Source organism: Streptomyces cavernicola (assembly GCF_029968035.1).
GTDB lineage: Bacteria > Actinomycetota > Actinomycetes > Streptomycetales > Streptomycetaceae > Streptomyces > Streptomyces cavernicola.
Genome location: NZ_JASCIQ010000033.1, coordinates 42,451 through 55,839, shown reverse-complemented (window position 1 = coordinate 55,839; position 13,389 = coordinate 42,451). Strand labels below are relative to the sequence as shown.

Here is a 13,389-nt window from a genome sequence, read left to right as displayed (position 1 = left end):
TCGACGCGAGGCGGGCCGCCTCGTTCCGCATCCCCCGCCGGCGCGCTCAAGGAGGGGCACCACCGCCATGGCACGTCACCCATCGCCCGACCCGTACGCGACGGACGCGGCGCGAGCGCGTCGCCGCGGCCGCCGCCGCACCGTGGCCATCGCGACGGCCCTGGTGGTCGGCGTGGCGACGGGCGCCGGGGTCGCCGCCCGCAGCGGCCTGCTCTCCTTCGCCGGCTCCTGCGAGGACGACGCGGTCCGGGTCGACGTCCTCGCCGCGCCCGACATCGCCCCCGCCCTGGACGAGGCCGCCGACCGCGCCCGCGAGCAGGACGTGAAGTCCGACGGCCGCTGTCTCGACGTACGGGTCGAGGCGAAGGAGCCGCACCAGGTCGCCGGGGCCCTGCAGAAGTCCGACGAGGCGCGGTTCGACGTCTGGGTGCCGGACTCCGAGCTGTGGGTGGACCGCGCGAGCCTCGGCGACAGCACGGCCCTGACCCCGGCGGGGAACGTCGCGGCGTCGCCGGTGACCATGGGCATGGTGCCCTCGGCCGCGAAGGCCGTCGGCTGGCCGAAGAAGCGGTACACCTGGGCCGAGTTGACCGAGCTCGCCACCGAGGGCGACAAGCTCCGCCTCGGCGCCGCCGACCCCGCGCGCAGCGCCGGCGGACTGCTCGCGCTCACCAAGATCGGCGCGTCCGCGGCCAAGACGGACGGCCCGGAGAGCGACACCCAGGTCGCCGCCACCGCGAAGCTCCTCGCCCAGCGCACGTCCGACAGCGAGAGCCGCGCCCTGGCGACCGTGGCCCGCGACGACTCCGGCACCGAGCAGGGCGACCCGCGGCGCAATCAGGCCCTCATCGTCTCCGAGCAGGCCGCGTTCAGGCACAACCAGGAGGCGGGCGCGGACGGCCAGTTGGAGCTGTTCTACCCGAAGGACGGCGCGCCCCAGCTGGACTACCCGTACACGCTGGTCGACGAGTCGCACATGAGCACCGACGAGAGCCGGGCCGCGCTGCGCTTCATGACGCTGCTCGGCGAGGAGGACAGCCGCTCCCTCCTGGAGAAGCACGGATTCCGCTCCGGCTCGGAGGAGCCCTCCGAGGAGCTGGTGACGGCGGCGGGCGGCAGCGAGCCCCAGCCGTACGCCACGGCGTCGGCCGAGCCGCCGACCCCCAAGGAGCTCCAGGCGACCCTCGGCATGTGGACCATCACGGTGCAGAGCGCCCGCCTCACCACCGTCGTCGACGTCTCCACCTCCATGGGCCGGATCGTGCCGAACCGCGGCGAGTCCCGCCTGGAGGTCACCAAGTCGTCGCTCGTGCAGGCCCTTTCGCAGTTCACGCCCGAGGACGAGATCGGCGTCTGGGAGTTCGCCACCTACCTCGACGGCACCCGCGACTACCGCAAGCTCGTCGAGACCCGCCGCCTCGGCGCGAGCACCGGCAACGGCGCCACCCAGCGCGAACGCCTCGTCGCCGCGTACGACGCCCTGCACACCAAGCCCGGCTACACCGGCCTGTACGACACCTCCCTCGCCGCGTACAAGGACGCCCAGAAGTCGTACGTGAAGGGCAAGTTCAACGCCCTCGTGATCCTGACCGACGGCGCCAACCAGGACCCGGGGTCCCTCAGCCGCCGCGCCCTGATCGACGAGCTGGAGCGGCTCGCCGACCCGAAGCGGCCCGTCCGGCTGATCGCGATCGCCGTCGGCCCGGACGCCGACCGGAAGGAGGTCAAGCAGATCGCGGCGGCGACGGGCGGCAGCGGCTACCAGATCGACGACCCGGCCCAGATGCAGGAGGTCATCCTCAAGGCGATCATCGCGGCGGGCGGCAACTGACCCTCATTGCGGGTCAGTTCAGGGAGCGGCGGCCGGTGCGGGCAGCAGCCCCACCGGCCACGTGTGCACCGGCTCCCCCAGATGCATCAGCTCGCTGTACCGGCGCGTGGTCGCCGCCAGCGCGTCCGCCCGCGAAAGCCCGCCGCGCACCGCCCGGTGGAACGTCGCCGCCTGCCAGGAGGCGCCGTTCGCGCGCCGTCTGCACCGCCCCTCGATCACCCCGAGGTACAGATCCCGGTCCCTCGGCTCCACCCCCCACGCATCGAGCCCGGCCGCGGCCAACGGCAGCAGCTCGTCCCGTACGAGATCGACCGCGGGCACCCTGTGCGTACCGCCGAAACGGCCCGCCCGCGGCCACTCCAACTCCGCCTCGATGCCGTAGCGGCAGGCCGCGTCGAAGTTCCGCGCGGCCGACGCGAACGGCAGCCTGGTCCACACCGGCCGCGCGTCCTCGGCGAGGGCCCGCACGACGCCGTAGTAGAACGCGGCGTTCGCGATCACGTCGACGACCGTCGGCCCCGCGGGCAGCACCCGGTTCTCCACCCGCAGATGCGGTACGCCGTCCACGACCCCGTACACCGGACGGTTCCACCGGTAGACCGTGCCGTTGTGCAGCGCCAGTTCGGCGAGGCCCGGCACTCCGCCGTCGTCGAGGACCCGCAGCGCGTCCTCGTCGTCGCAGATCGGAAGCAGCGGCGGGAAGTACCGCAGATTCTCCTCGAAGAGGTCGTACGCCGAGGAGATCCACCGCTCCCCGAACCACGTGCGCGGGCGCACCCCTTGGGCCTGCAGCTCGGGCGGCCGGGTGTCCGTCGACTGCAGGAACAGCGGCGGCCGCGACTCCCGCCACAGCTCGTGCCCGAACAGGAACGGCGCGTTCGCGCCCAGCGCTATCTGCACGGCCGCCACCGCCTGCGCGGCGTTCCAGACGTCCGCGAACCGGTCCGGGGTCACCTGCAGATGCAGCTGCACGGACGTGCAGGCCGCCTCCGGCGCGATGGACGTCGACGTGCACACAAGACGTTCCACGCCGTCGATGTCCAGGGTGAAATGCTCGCCGCGCGCGGCCACCATCTGGTCGTTGAGCAGCCGGTAACGCTCCACCGCGGAAAGGTTCGCGATCACCAGATCGTCCTCGCCGAGAGTCGGCAGAATACCGATCATCACTATCCCGGCGGCGACTTCGTTGGCCTTTCGATGGGCGTAGCCGAGACCGGTGCGCAACTCCTCGGCGAGATGATCGAAAACCCGGCGGTGAAGCCGGTGCGGGGCAATGTTGACTTCCAGGTTGAACATGCCGAGTTCGGTCTGGAAATCACCGCTCGCGATACGTTCAAGCACTTGCGCATTCAGCATCCTCGGCAGCCCGTCGGGCCCCGCGAGATTCAGCTCTATCTCCATCCCCATGAGATTCCGCGGCCGGTCGAAACGCTCCTCTTCGAGCAGTCGCCGCAGCGCCGCGAGGCACTGCTGCACCTTCCTGCGGTACCGCTGCCTGTCGGCCAGGTCGAACGCACCGGCCGCGACTTTCTCCCCCATCGAAGTGTCCCTCCTCGATTGGGCAGCCCACCGCATCCCGCTGCGCCACGGAGGATGATGCCCAGGCATGTGATCGACAACGCCCCGCACATGCCCACGGGCCGCTAAGCTCAACCCTGTTGTCGTACGGCACATTCATGGGGCAAGCGGCAAAGCGCAGTTGCACGCCGTACATGCCTGGTGAAAATCTCCGACGACATCAGGCCGACCCCGCACGGGAAAGACCGCGAGGTCAAGCGGACGGCCCCGGCAAAAGCCCGGGACACACCCCGAATTGAGCCGACCGAATAGCGCCTTGCAGGCCCCTGCGGATACGGCTAGACGAAACAACGCAGGAACACACGTCGTATAAACTCCGCGAACGAGACGGAGAGTTGGCGCCTCCGGGACGTCCGATGCCCGCCCCGCCCCTCCGTCCCCCAGAGCCCGACAGCGCCGTCCCGCTCTGCCCCGTGCGCCCGCCGCGTCCCGCGCACCCCAGCCTGTCGAACGAGAGGCGACCCACCATGCCGCTGCACCCCCTCACCGCCCCCGCGCCCGCCCTGCGCAGCGTCCTCGCGGCACTCGCCTCCCCCACGGCCCCGCGCCCCGCCCCGGGATCCGTACGACCTGAACTCCCGCTGCCCGTCCACGTGTTGGACCGGATAAGGCCGCACGCCGGCCCGCCCTCGGGCACGCTCCCTGGTCCGCCCCACACCCGGCTGACAGGATGGCGTTTCCTGCTGCACTCCGGTGAGCGAGCCGTGGCCGCGGCCGACACCGTCCTCACCCCGGACGGCTGGACGTTCTCGCACATCGTCGAGGGGCCGTACGTCGCCGCCGGCGAACGCGCCCTGCGCCAGGCCGAGGCCCTGCCCGCGCCCTACCAGCCGCGGCTCCTGTCCGTGCCCGAGCTGTACATGCTCACGCTCTGGCTGCACGGCGACCTCGACGCCGGACCGGCCGAGGGCTCGCCCCGGCCCACGGACCTCCTCGTGCCGCTCGCACCCGCCCCGCCCGGGATCGCCGCGCACCGGCCGCACCGCGTCGCGGAACTCCTGCCGGTCCTCACCCACCGGATAGCCCCGGCGCCACTCCTCGGCTCGCCCGCCTGACCGGGGGCCGCGAGGGCCGGCCGCGAAAGGCCGCCCGCCAACCGGACTAGCCCCATCCGGCCACCCCGAACCACCCGAAGAGACAACGGAGTTGGCCGAACCAGCCGCACGAGTGACGCGTCCTGCTCCGGTGTGGAGCTCTGCCGTCAAATGCCTGCGGAATCACGCCGGTAGGGCAACACTTGGATCGGACCGACACACAAACGGGGGGCGGAATGAACGCCGCATCGAGTCGCAGGACGCAGATCCCAACCACGACGGACCGAAAGAACACACCCATGTGCCAGCACCAGCCACCCTGCCCCACAGCCGACTCCGCCGACCGGGAGGCCGCGCTGCCCGTGGCGCACCACCCGGAGCAGGGCTGGAGCCTGCTGTGCAACGGAGTCCTGCTCTTCGAGGACACCGGTGAGCTGCTGCCGAACGGACAGATCATCGCCCCGCACCGACCCCTGGGCACCAGCCAGGTGGTGCGCGCCGCATAGAGCCCTGCTCAGGGCCCTGGGAACACCACCCGAGCGGAACGAACACAGCGGGCCGGCCCGGAGATCACTCTCCGAACCGGCCCACTTTTATGCCCAGTTACGCGTTGCTACTGGCCCGCTCAGCCCTCGTACGCGTCGATCGGCGGGCAGGAGCAGACCAGGTTGCGGTCGCCGAAGGCCTGGTCGATGCGGCGCACCGGCGGCCAGTACTTGTCGGCGGCGACGACACCGGCCGGGAACGCGGCCTCCTCGCGGCTGTACGCGTGCTCCCACTCGCCCGCGAGCACGGCGGACGTGTGCGGGGCGTTCCGCAGCGGGTTGTCCTCGGAGCTCCACTCGCCCGTGCCGACCTTCTCGATCTCCGCGCGGATCGCGATCATCGCGTCGCAGAACCGGTCCAGCTCCGCCAGGTCCTCGCTCTCCGTCGGCTCGATCATCAGCGTGCCGGCGACCGGGAACGACATGGTCGGCGCGTGGAAGCCGTAGTCGATCAGGCGCTTGGCGACGTCGTCGATCGAGACGCCCGTGGCCTTGCTGAGCGGCCGGATGTCGATGATGCACTCGTGCGCGACGAGGTTGCCGGGCCCGGTGTAGAGCACCGGGAAGTGCGGCTCCAGACGCTTCGCGATGTAGTTCGCGCCGAGCACCGCGACCTGCGTGGCGCGCTTCAGGCCCTCGCCGCCCATGAGCCGGACGTACGACCACGAGATCGGCAGGATGCCGGCCGAGCCGAACGGCGCCGCCGAGATCGGCCCGACGCCCGTCTCCGGACCGGCCGCCGGCTGCAGCGGGTGGTTCGGCAGGTACGGGGCGAGGTGCTCGCGCACACCGACCGGACCGACGCCGGGGCCACCGCCGCCGTGCGGGATGCAGAACGTCTTGTGCAGGTTCAGGTGCGAGACGTCGCCGCCGAACCGGCCCGGCTTGGCAAGCCCCACAAGGGCGTTGAGGTTCGCGCCGTCCACGTACACCTGGCCGCCCGCGTCGTGCACCTGCGCGCAGATGTCGGCGACGTGCTCCTCGAAGACGCCGTGCGTCGACGGGTACGTGATCATCAGCACGGCGAGCTCGTCGCGGTGCTTCTCGATCTTGGCGCGCAGATCCTCGACGTCGATCTCGCCGTCGTCGGCGGTCTTCACTACGACGACCTTCATGCCGGCCATCACGGCGCTCGCGGCGTTCGTGCCGTGCGCGGAGGACGGGATCAGGCAGATCGTGCGCTGCTCGTCGCCGTTGGCCCGGTGGTAACCGCGCACCGCGAGCAGACCGGCCAGCTCGCCCTGCGAACCGGCGTTGGGCTGCAGCGACACCTTGTCGTAGCCGGTGACCTCCGCGAGCCGCTCCTCCAGCTCACGGATCAGCGTCAGATAGCCCTGCGCCTGCTCGGCGGGCACGAAGGGGTGCAGCGCGCCGAACTCGGGCCAGGTGACAGCCTCCATCTCGGTCGTCGCGTTGAGCTTCATCGTGCAGGAGCCGAGCGGGATCATGCCGCGGTCGAGCGCGTAGTCCCGGTCGGAGAGGCGGCGCAGGTAGCGCAGCATCGCCGTCTCGGAGCGGTACTGGTGGAACACCGGGTGCGTCAGGTACTCGTCGGTGCGCAGCAGCCCCTCGGGCAGCGTGTCGGCGACGGCGGCGTCGAGCGCCTCGATCTCCGCCTCGACGCCGAACGCGGCCCACACGGCGGCCAGTTGGGCCCGTGTGGTGGTCTCGTCGCAGGCGATCGACACCTGATCGGCGTCCACGAGGTGCAGGTTGACGCCCCGCTCACGCGCGGCGGCGACGACCTCCGCGGCCCGCCCGGCCACGCGCACGGTGAGGGTGTCGAAGTACGCGCCGTGCACGATCTCGGCGCCGCCGGCCTTGAGGCCCTCGGCGAGGATCGTGGCGTAACGGTGGGTGCGCAGCGCGATGTCCTTCAGGCCCTGCGGACCGTGGTACACGGCGTACATACCGGCCATCACGGCGAGCAGCACCTGCGCGGTACAGATGTTGCTGGTCGCCTTCTCGCGGCGGATGTGCTGCTCACGGGTCTGCAGCGCCAGGCGGTACGCCTTGTTGCCGTCGGCGTCGACGGAGACGCCGACGAGGCGGCCGGGCAGGCTGCGCGCGAACTTCTCCCGCACCGCCATGTATCCGGCGTGCGGCCCGCCGAAGCCCATCGGCACACCGAAGCGCTGCGTCGTGCCCACCGCGATGTCCGCACCCAGCTCGCCGGGCGAGGTGAGCAGCGTCAGCGCCAGCAGGTCGGCGGCGACGGTCACGACCGCCCCCAGCTCGTGCGCCTGCTCGATCACCGGCTTCAGATCCCGTACGACACCGGAGGCGCCCGGGTACTGCAGCAGCACGCCGAAGACGCCGCGCTCGGCCACCTCGGCCGGAATGCCCTGCGAGAGATCGGCGACGACGACCTCGACACCGGTCGGCTCGGCGCGCGTCTCGATCACGGCGATGGTCTGCGGCAGCGCGTCCGCGTCGATCAGGAAGACGCCGTCCTTGACCTTGCCGATCCGGCGCGACAGCGCCATCGCCTCGGCGGCCGCGGTGCCCTCGTCGAGCAGCGAGGCGCCCGAGGTGGGCAGCCCGGTCAGATCGGCCACGACGGTCTGGAAGTTCAGCAGCGCCTCGAGCCGCCCCTGCGAGATCTCCGGCTGGTACGGGGTGTAGGCCGTGTACCAGGCCGGGTTCTCCATGACGTTGCGGAGGATCACCGGCGGCGTGAACGTGCCGTAGTAGCCGAGGCCGATCATCGGGGCCAGGACCTCGTTGCGGTCGGCGAAGGACCGCAGCTCGGCGAGGACCTCGGCCTCGGTGCGCTCACCGGGGAGGTTCAGGGCCTCGGCGCTCTTGATCACATCCGGGACGGCGGCGGCGGTCAGCTCGTCGAGCGAGCCGTACCCGACCTGGGCGAGCATCTTGGCGCGCGCTTCGGCGTCGGGGCCGATGTGGCGCTGCTCGAAGGGGATGCCGCGCTCCAGCTGGGAGAGCGGAATGCGAGGGGCGTTCATTGCGGAGGCCTCCTGGTCGATTGCGACCTACGAGGGGCACCACGGCGCGGGTACCCGGACGGCCTCCCCCTCTGTCATCTCAACCTGAGAGTTTCACCGGACCGCACATGCGCTGCGACCCGGCTTTCACCGTCGGTGAGAGCGGAAGCCGTCGACACCCGCCCTGCTTTCCAGAGTGACCTCGTCCGTGCGGTACAGGTGCCTGAGAGATTCCGGGGAGGATTTGCTCCTTCGGCGCCTCCGATCAGCGTCTTCGTCGACCGGAGAGCTCTCCCGCACGGGGTCAGCAGCCGTGGCCAGCCTACCAGCGCAGACGTTCGGCCAGTCAGGGTGAGCCCGCCCACTCAGGCCTCGAGTGGCCTTCGCCGGGAAACTGCTCTTTTGTAGTGATGAGGGATGTTTGTGCAGTGCTGACTGATGAGTCGCGACCTGCGGGAGGGACCGTGCAGACCGACATGGATCCGCGGAGCCTGATCGGCCGGAAGGCATTCGACCGCAACGGCTCCAAACTGGGCACGGTGGACGAGGTGTACCTCGACGACGCCACCGGCGCCATGGAGTGGGCGGCGATACGGACGGGCCTGTTCAGCCGGGACGCCTTCGTGCCCCTGGAACCGAGCGAGTTCAAGGAGGGCGCACTCCGCGTCCCCTTCGACCGCTCCCTGATCAAGGACGCCCCCGACTTCGGCGTCGGCCGCCACCTCTCCCCCGAGCAGGAACTGCAGCTCTACCACCACTACGGGATCGACGTCTCCGCCCCCATGGAGACCCCGCCCCCCTACCGCGACTTCGGCCGTATCGCCGGCGCCGACGACCCGGACTCCCCCGCCTGAGCCCCGTACGACGGCTCCTCCTCGCCGTCGTCCGCCCCGGCCACCAGCGGCAGCGGCTCCCCGGGCTCGAGCAGCGGATCGTCGCTCCTGAACGTCCGCACCCGCCCCGGCTCCGACCACGGCGTCTCGAACCGCACCGTGACCCGCCCGAGCCCGCTGCCCTGCACCCAGCCCGGCCCGAACTCCGCATGCCGAACGTCGTGCCCCGCGAGCCAGCTCCGCTCAGCCGGCGGCTCGACGGCCGCCTCCTGAACCGTCGCCGCCTCCGCCGCCTCCCGCACGCCGGCCTCCGCCGCGGGCTCCTCCAGCCCCCGCTCAAGCCGCTCCCGCTCCTCCTTCTCCTCCTTCGCGTGAGCCGCCTGCGCGAACAGGTCCTCCTGCGTGTAGTCGGCGAGCCCGGACACCCCGACCCCGAGCAACCGCACCCCGCCGGTGGTGTCCACCGCCTCCAACAGCCGCGCCGCCGCCTCCCGTACGACGCCGGGGTCGTCGGTGGGCCCGCGCAGCGTCTCGGACCTGGTCAGCGTCGAGAAGTCGTACCGCCTGACCTTCAGGACCACCGTCCGCCCCGAGTGCCCGCCCGCCCGCAGCCGCTGCACACACCGCTCCGCGAGCCGGTCCACCTCCAGACGCACCCGCACCCGGTCGTGAATGTCGACGTCGAACGTGTCCTCCACCGACACCGACTTCGTGTCCCGCTCGGCCACCACGGGCCGCTCGTCGCGCGCCAGCGCCATCTCGTACAGATGCACGCCGTGCGCCTTGCCGAGCAGCCGCACCAGCTCGTCCTGCCCCGCCTCGGCGATCTCGGCGACCGTGGTGATCCCGGCCCGCCGCAGATGGTCCCCGGTCACGGGCCCGACCCCGGGCAGCGTCCGCACCGACATCGGCCCGAGCAGCTCCCGCTCCGTGCCCGGCACGATCAGCCGCAGCCCGTCCGGCTTCGCCTCCTCCGAGGCGATCTTCGCGATCATCTTCGACGCGGCGAGACCCACCGACCCCGTCAGCCCCGTCACCGCCCGTATGTCCGCCCGCAGCCGCTCCCCCACCGCCCGCGCGGACACCGCGTCCGAGGCCACCCCGCCGGCCTCCAGATCGACGAAAGCCTCGTCCAGGCTCAGCGGCTCCACCAGCGGCGAAAGCCCCCGCAGCAACTCCATGACCTGCTCGCTGACGTCCCGGTAGAGCCCGAAGCGCGGCACCAGATACGCGGCGTTCGGCGCGAGCCTGCGCGCCTGCCCCATCGGCATCGCCGAGTGCACCCCGAACCGCCGCGCCTCGTACGACGCCGTGGCCACCACACCACGCGGCCCGAGCCCCCCGACGATCACGGCTTTCCCGCGCAGGCTCGGCTTGGCTGCCTGCTCCGCCGATGCGAAGAAGGCATCCATGTCCAGATGCAGAATCGTGGGCGCCGATCTCACATGACCGATGCTGCCCTACGCCACTGACAATGCGGCGCCCTCAAGACACCGCACCGTCGGCAAGTCCGCCTCAGACGGCGCGATTACGCCGCCGCGCCAGCTCATCCGCCGGGTTGTGGCCGATGAGCGTCTCACCGGTGTCGATGCGCTCGCCGTGCAGCTGCGACAGCGCCGCCTCCACGTCCCGCCACACCACGCCCACGGCGATCCCGAAGACCCCCTGGCCGCCCTGCAGCAGATCCACGACCTCGTCGGGCGAGGAGCACTCGTAGACCGTCGCACCGTCGCTCATCAGCGTCATCCGCTCCAGATCCGCGAACCCGCGGTCCCGCAGATGCTGGACCGTCGTCCGGATGTTCTGCAGCGAGACACCGGTGTCCAGGAAACGCTTCACGATCTTGAGGAGGACCACATCGCGGAAGCTGTAGAGCCGCTGGGTCCCCGACCCGTACGCAGGCCGCACGCTGGGCTCCACAAGGCCCGTACGCGCCCAGTAGTCCAGCTGTCGATAAGTGATGCCGGCCGCCGCGCAAGCTGTGGGCCCCCGGTACCCCACCGACTCCGGCGCGTCCACCCCGCTCAGCGCGGGCCGCTGCGGCCCCTGCCCGACTGCCCTGCCGTGGAGCGGATACGGCCCGCTCTCTCCCGGAATCCGTCCGGAAGCTCCCCCAGCCGTACCGTCGCCGCTGCTTCTCACGCCGACCTCCGTCCTTGACCTGCCTTCTCGACGGTAGGCAGTACCCAAGGGTGCGTCAACGAACGCCACACTCGGCATGCCGAGTGATAATCACCCTGAGAGTGGTTTCCGGTACGCCACCGCCGGGAAAGGCTAGCCGAATGGTCTGACAGGTCCGCCTGCGCGGCGCTTCACTGGCTGTTGGTGCCGAAATCCTCCGGCGAGATCTGGTCGAGGAACTCGCGGAACTTCTCCACCTCGTCCTCCTGCTCGTCCGGAATCGCGATCCCCGCGTCGTCGAGCACACCGTCACTGCCGTAGATCGGCGTACCGGTGCGCAGCGCGAGCGCTATGGCGTCGGACGGACGGGCGGAGACCTCGACCCCGCTGGCGAAGACCAGCTCCGCGTAGAAGACGCCTTCCCGCAGGTCCGTGATGCGCACTTCCGTGAGCTCCTGCCCCACTGCCTCCAGCACGTCCTTGAACAGGTCGTGCGTCAGCGGCCTGGGAGGCGCCATCCCCTGCTGTGCGAAGGCGATCGCGGTCGCCTCCCCTGGACCGATCCAGATGGGGAGGTACCGATCGCCTCCCACTTCACGCAGGAGCACGATCGGTTGGTTGGAGGGCATTTCGACCCGGACACCGACGACGTCGAGCTCATTCACACAGCAACCCTAGGACCTGCCCGGCCGGTTTGGGTAGTCGGGCCGTCTTCTCATCAGTGCAGCCGGACCCGCAACGCGGTCTGAACCAGCGCCGAATGCAGCCGAACCGTCAGCCCCGCCAGCTCTTTCGTACGGGCTTCCGCATGCGCTCTGGTCTGCGGATTACGGTGCCGGCGCAGCGGCGCGACGACCTGCTCGACCAGTCCCGCCTCACGCTCCGCCGAGGCCCGCATGGCCCGCAGATGCCGAGGCTCGATCCCGAAATCGCCCAGCTGCGCGATCAGCCGGGCCACCTGCACGGCCTCGATGTCGTACCCGCCGTCCGCCACCGGCGTGATCAGGCCGTACGACTCCCACTCGTCGAGCTGCTCCTCGCCGACCTCCGCGGCCGCCAGGAACTCCGCACGCCCGACCAGGGCCGCTGCGTGCACCACGACCTCCGCCAGGTCGTCCACGGCGTCTGTCGGGCCCCGCTGCGGCCCCACGGACGGCAACGCCATCTCCTCGCCGCGCTCGGCGGCGTCCAGGTGCTCCTTGATGACCCGCAGCGGCAGGTAGTGGTCGCGCTGCATGCGCAACACCTGAGCGAGCCGCTCGACGTCCTCAGGGCTGAACTTCCGGTATCCGGACGGCGTGCGCTGCGGCTCGACGAGCCCCTCGGACTCCAGGAAGCGAATCTTGGAGATGGTGACCTCGGGGAACTCGGCGCGCAGCTGATGGAGCACCGAGCCGATGCTCACCAGGCGACCGCCCGCGGTGGCGGTGCCGGAATCGGCACCGCCTCTCGGTGATTGACGCATGAACCTTCCCTGGAGTGCTCCCCCGGACGGAGCCAGGGGGTGGGTCAGATACTGCGCTGGCTCGCGTAGAACACCAGCCGGTACTTACCGATCTGCACCTCGTCGCCGTTCGACAGCAGGACCGAGTCGATCCGCTCCCGGTTGACGTACGTGCCGTTGAGGCTGCCCACGTCGGCGACGGTGAACGAGCCGTCGGCACCGCGGCGGAACTCCACATGGCTGCGCGACACCGTCACGTCGTCCAGGAAGATGTCGCTCTGCGGGTGCCGACCCGCCGTCGTCAGCTCGCCGTCCAGAAGGAAGCGGCTGCCCGAGTTCGGACCGCGCCGCACCACCAGGAGGGCGGAGCCGAGCGGCAGCGCGTCCACGGCGGCCTGGGCCTCCGGGGACAGCGCGGGCGACTGCGTCTGTCCCGTCGCCTCCGAGTCGTACGCCTCGATGCCGGAGATCGAGATCGTCGACGTCGTCTCCGAAGGACGCTCCGCGGCCGCGCGCAGCGGCGAACCGCAGTTGGAACAGAACCTGCTGGCCTCGGCGTTCCGATGCCCACACCTGGTACAAACCGGCAAGGCCGACATGGACGGATCCTCCTGCCGCGCGGCATCGGATGCGTACGGGTCGGAGGCAAACTCTCCACCCGTACTTGAGGTTGACGGTTCCCCGAAACCTATGCGGCCGGACGCCGCAGGGTCAACAGAAGACGCGCCAGGGCGGCCCGAAAGGTCACCGCTGCCGCCGGCGACCTCATCGCGGAACAACGGCCGGTCGGCGCCCTGCGCCCCGGCCTGGTGCGGCGCGCGGTCACGAGCGGTGGCGTCGCCACCGTCCTCTCGGCCGCTCTTGCCGAACAACTTCGCAAACAACTTCACGGGCGATTCCCCTTGACCGAAACAGACCCGCCCGTGGGGCAGGACGAACCCTGAATGCTCACACCGGCGTACATCGGGAACACGGACGTACTCATACTCACAACGTCCGTATCCACCCGACAGTTTCCACCACGCACCAAACTTCCGATGCGTCGACCCCCCGCTACT

General features: G+C 70.7%; 11 protein-coding genes and 1 riboswitch. Of the genes, 4 read left to right on the top strand and 7 right to left on the bottom strand.

Features of this window, described 5'->3' with window-relative positions; all coding sequences use genetic code 11:
- The first annotated feature begins 67 nt into the window (after positions 1–67).
- Positions 68–1,831, top strand: coding sequence for a substrate-binding and VWA domain-containing protein (locus QIS96_RS27280; protein WP_282545414.1), 1,764 nt, complete (start codon positions 68–70; stop codon positions 1,829–1,831).
- Positions 1,832–1,849: 18 nt separating this feature from the next.
- Here the strand turns inward: QIS96_RS27280 and QIS96_RS27275 are convergent, their stop codons facing one another.
- Positions 1,850–3,370, bottom strand: a complete 1,521-nt coding sequence (locus QIS96_RS27275) for a glutamate--cysteine ligase (protein WP_282545413.1) — start codon at positions 3,368–3,370, stop codon at positions 1,850–1,852.
- A 506-nt stretch (positions 3,371–3,876) separates the two neighbouring features.
- Here QIS96_RS27275 and QIS96_RS27270 point away from each other — a divergent pair.
- Complete coding sequence (locus QIS96_RS27270) at positions 3,877–4,464, top strand: hypothetical protein (protein ID WP_282545412.1); 588 nt, start codon at positions 3,877–3,879, stop codon at positions 4,462–4,464.
- Between the two features lie 278 nt (positions 4,465–4,742).
- Positions 4,743–4,949 (top strand): DUF5999 family protein, encoded by a 207-nt coding sequence (locus QIS96_RS27265; protein WP_282545411.1) that lies wholly within the window; start codon positions 4,743–4,745, stop codon positions 4,947–4,949.
- 119 nt (positions 4,950–5,068) lie between these two features.
- Here the strand turns inward: QIS96_RS27265 and gcvP are convergent, their stop codons facing one another.
- A complete protein-coding gene (gene gcvP, locus QIS96_RS27260; protein ID WP_282545410.1) occupies positions 5,069–7,954 on the bottom strand; it encodes an aminomethyl-transferring glycine dehydrogenase in 2,886 nt (961 codons plus the stop codon).
- Between the two features lie 180 nt (positions 7,955–8,134).
- Positions 8,135–8,240, bottom strand: a riboswitch (glycine riboswitch).
- 157 nt (positions 8,241–8,397) lie between these two features.
- Here gcvP and QIS96_RS27255 point away from each other — a divergent pair.
- Complete coding sequence (locus QIS96_RS27255; RefSeq protein ID WP_282545409.1) at positions 8,398–8,787, top strand: PRC-barrel domain-containing protein; 390 nt, start codon at positions 8,398–8,400, stop codon at positions 8,785–8,787.
- On the opposite strand, the gene QIS96_RS27250 is transcribed toward QIS96_RS27255, so the two are convergent.
- The 5 genes from QIS96_RS27250 to QIS96_RS27230 form a co-directional block, all read right to left on the bottom strand.
- Positions 8,733–10,211, bottom strand: a complete 1,479-nt coding sequence (locus QIS96_RS27250) for a DNA polymerase IV (RefSeq protein ID WP_282545408.1) — start codon at positions 10,209–10,211, stop codon at positions 8,733–8,735. The two genes, QIS96_RS27255 and QIS96_RS27250, sit on opposite strands and share 55 nt — an antisense overlap.
- Before the next feature lie 70 nt (positions 10,212–10,281).
- Positions 10,282–10,908, bottom strand: coding sequence for a MerR family transcriptional regulator (locus tag QIS96_RS27245; protein WP_408907265.1), 627 nt, complete (start codon positions 10,906–10,908; stop codon positions 10,282–10,284).
- Positions 10,909–11,078: 170 nt separating this feature from the next.
- The gene (locus QIS96_RS27240) at positions 11,079–11,552 is read right to left on the bottom strand and encodes a bifunctional nuclease family protein (protein ID WP_073772208.1); all 474 of its coding nucleotides are present in this window, start codon (positions 11,550–11,552) and stop codon (positions 11,079–11,081) included.
- Positions 11,553–11,605: 53 nt separating this feature from the next.
- Complete coding sequence (gene ftsR / locus QIS96_RS27235; protein ID WP_282545406.1) at positions 11,606–12,352, bottom strand: transcriptional regulator FtsR; 747 nt, start codon at positions 12,350–12,352, stop codon at positions 11,606–11,608.
- Positions 12,353–12,396: 44 nt separating this feature from the next.
- Positions 12,397–13,344, bottom strand: a complete 948-nt coding sequence (locus QIS96_RS27230; RefSeq protein ID WP_282545468.1) for an FHA domain-containing protein — start codon at positions 13,342–13,344, stop codon at positions 12,397–12,399.
- Positions 13,345–13,389: the final 45 nt, after the last annotated feature.

Coding starts and splice junctions, on each gene's coding strand:
- QIS96_RS27280 (WP_282545414.1), top strand. CDS start 68: ATGGCACGTCACCCATCGCCCGACCCGTACGCGACGGACGCGGCGCGA.
- QIS96_RS27275 (WP_282545413.1), bottom strand. CDS start 3,370: ATGGGGGAGAAAGTCGCGGCCGGTGCGTTCGACCTGGCCGACAGGCAG.
- QIS96_RS27270 (WP_282545412.1), top strand. CDS start 3,877: ATGCCGCTGCACCCCCTCACCGCCCCCGCGCCCGCCCTGCGCAGCGTC.
- QIS96_RS27265 (WP_282545411.1), top strand. CDS start 4,743: ATGTGCCAGCACCAGCCACCCTGCCCCACAGCCGACTCCGCCGACCGG.
- gcvP (WP_282545410.1), bottom strand. CDS start 7,954: ATGAACGCCCCTCGCATTCCGCTCTCCCAGCTGGAGCGCGGCATCCCC.
- ftsR (WP_282545406.1), bottom strand. CDS start 12,352: ATGCGTCAATCACCGAGAGGCGGTGCCGATTCCGGCACCGCCACCGCG.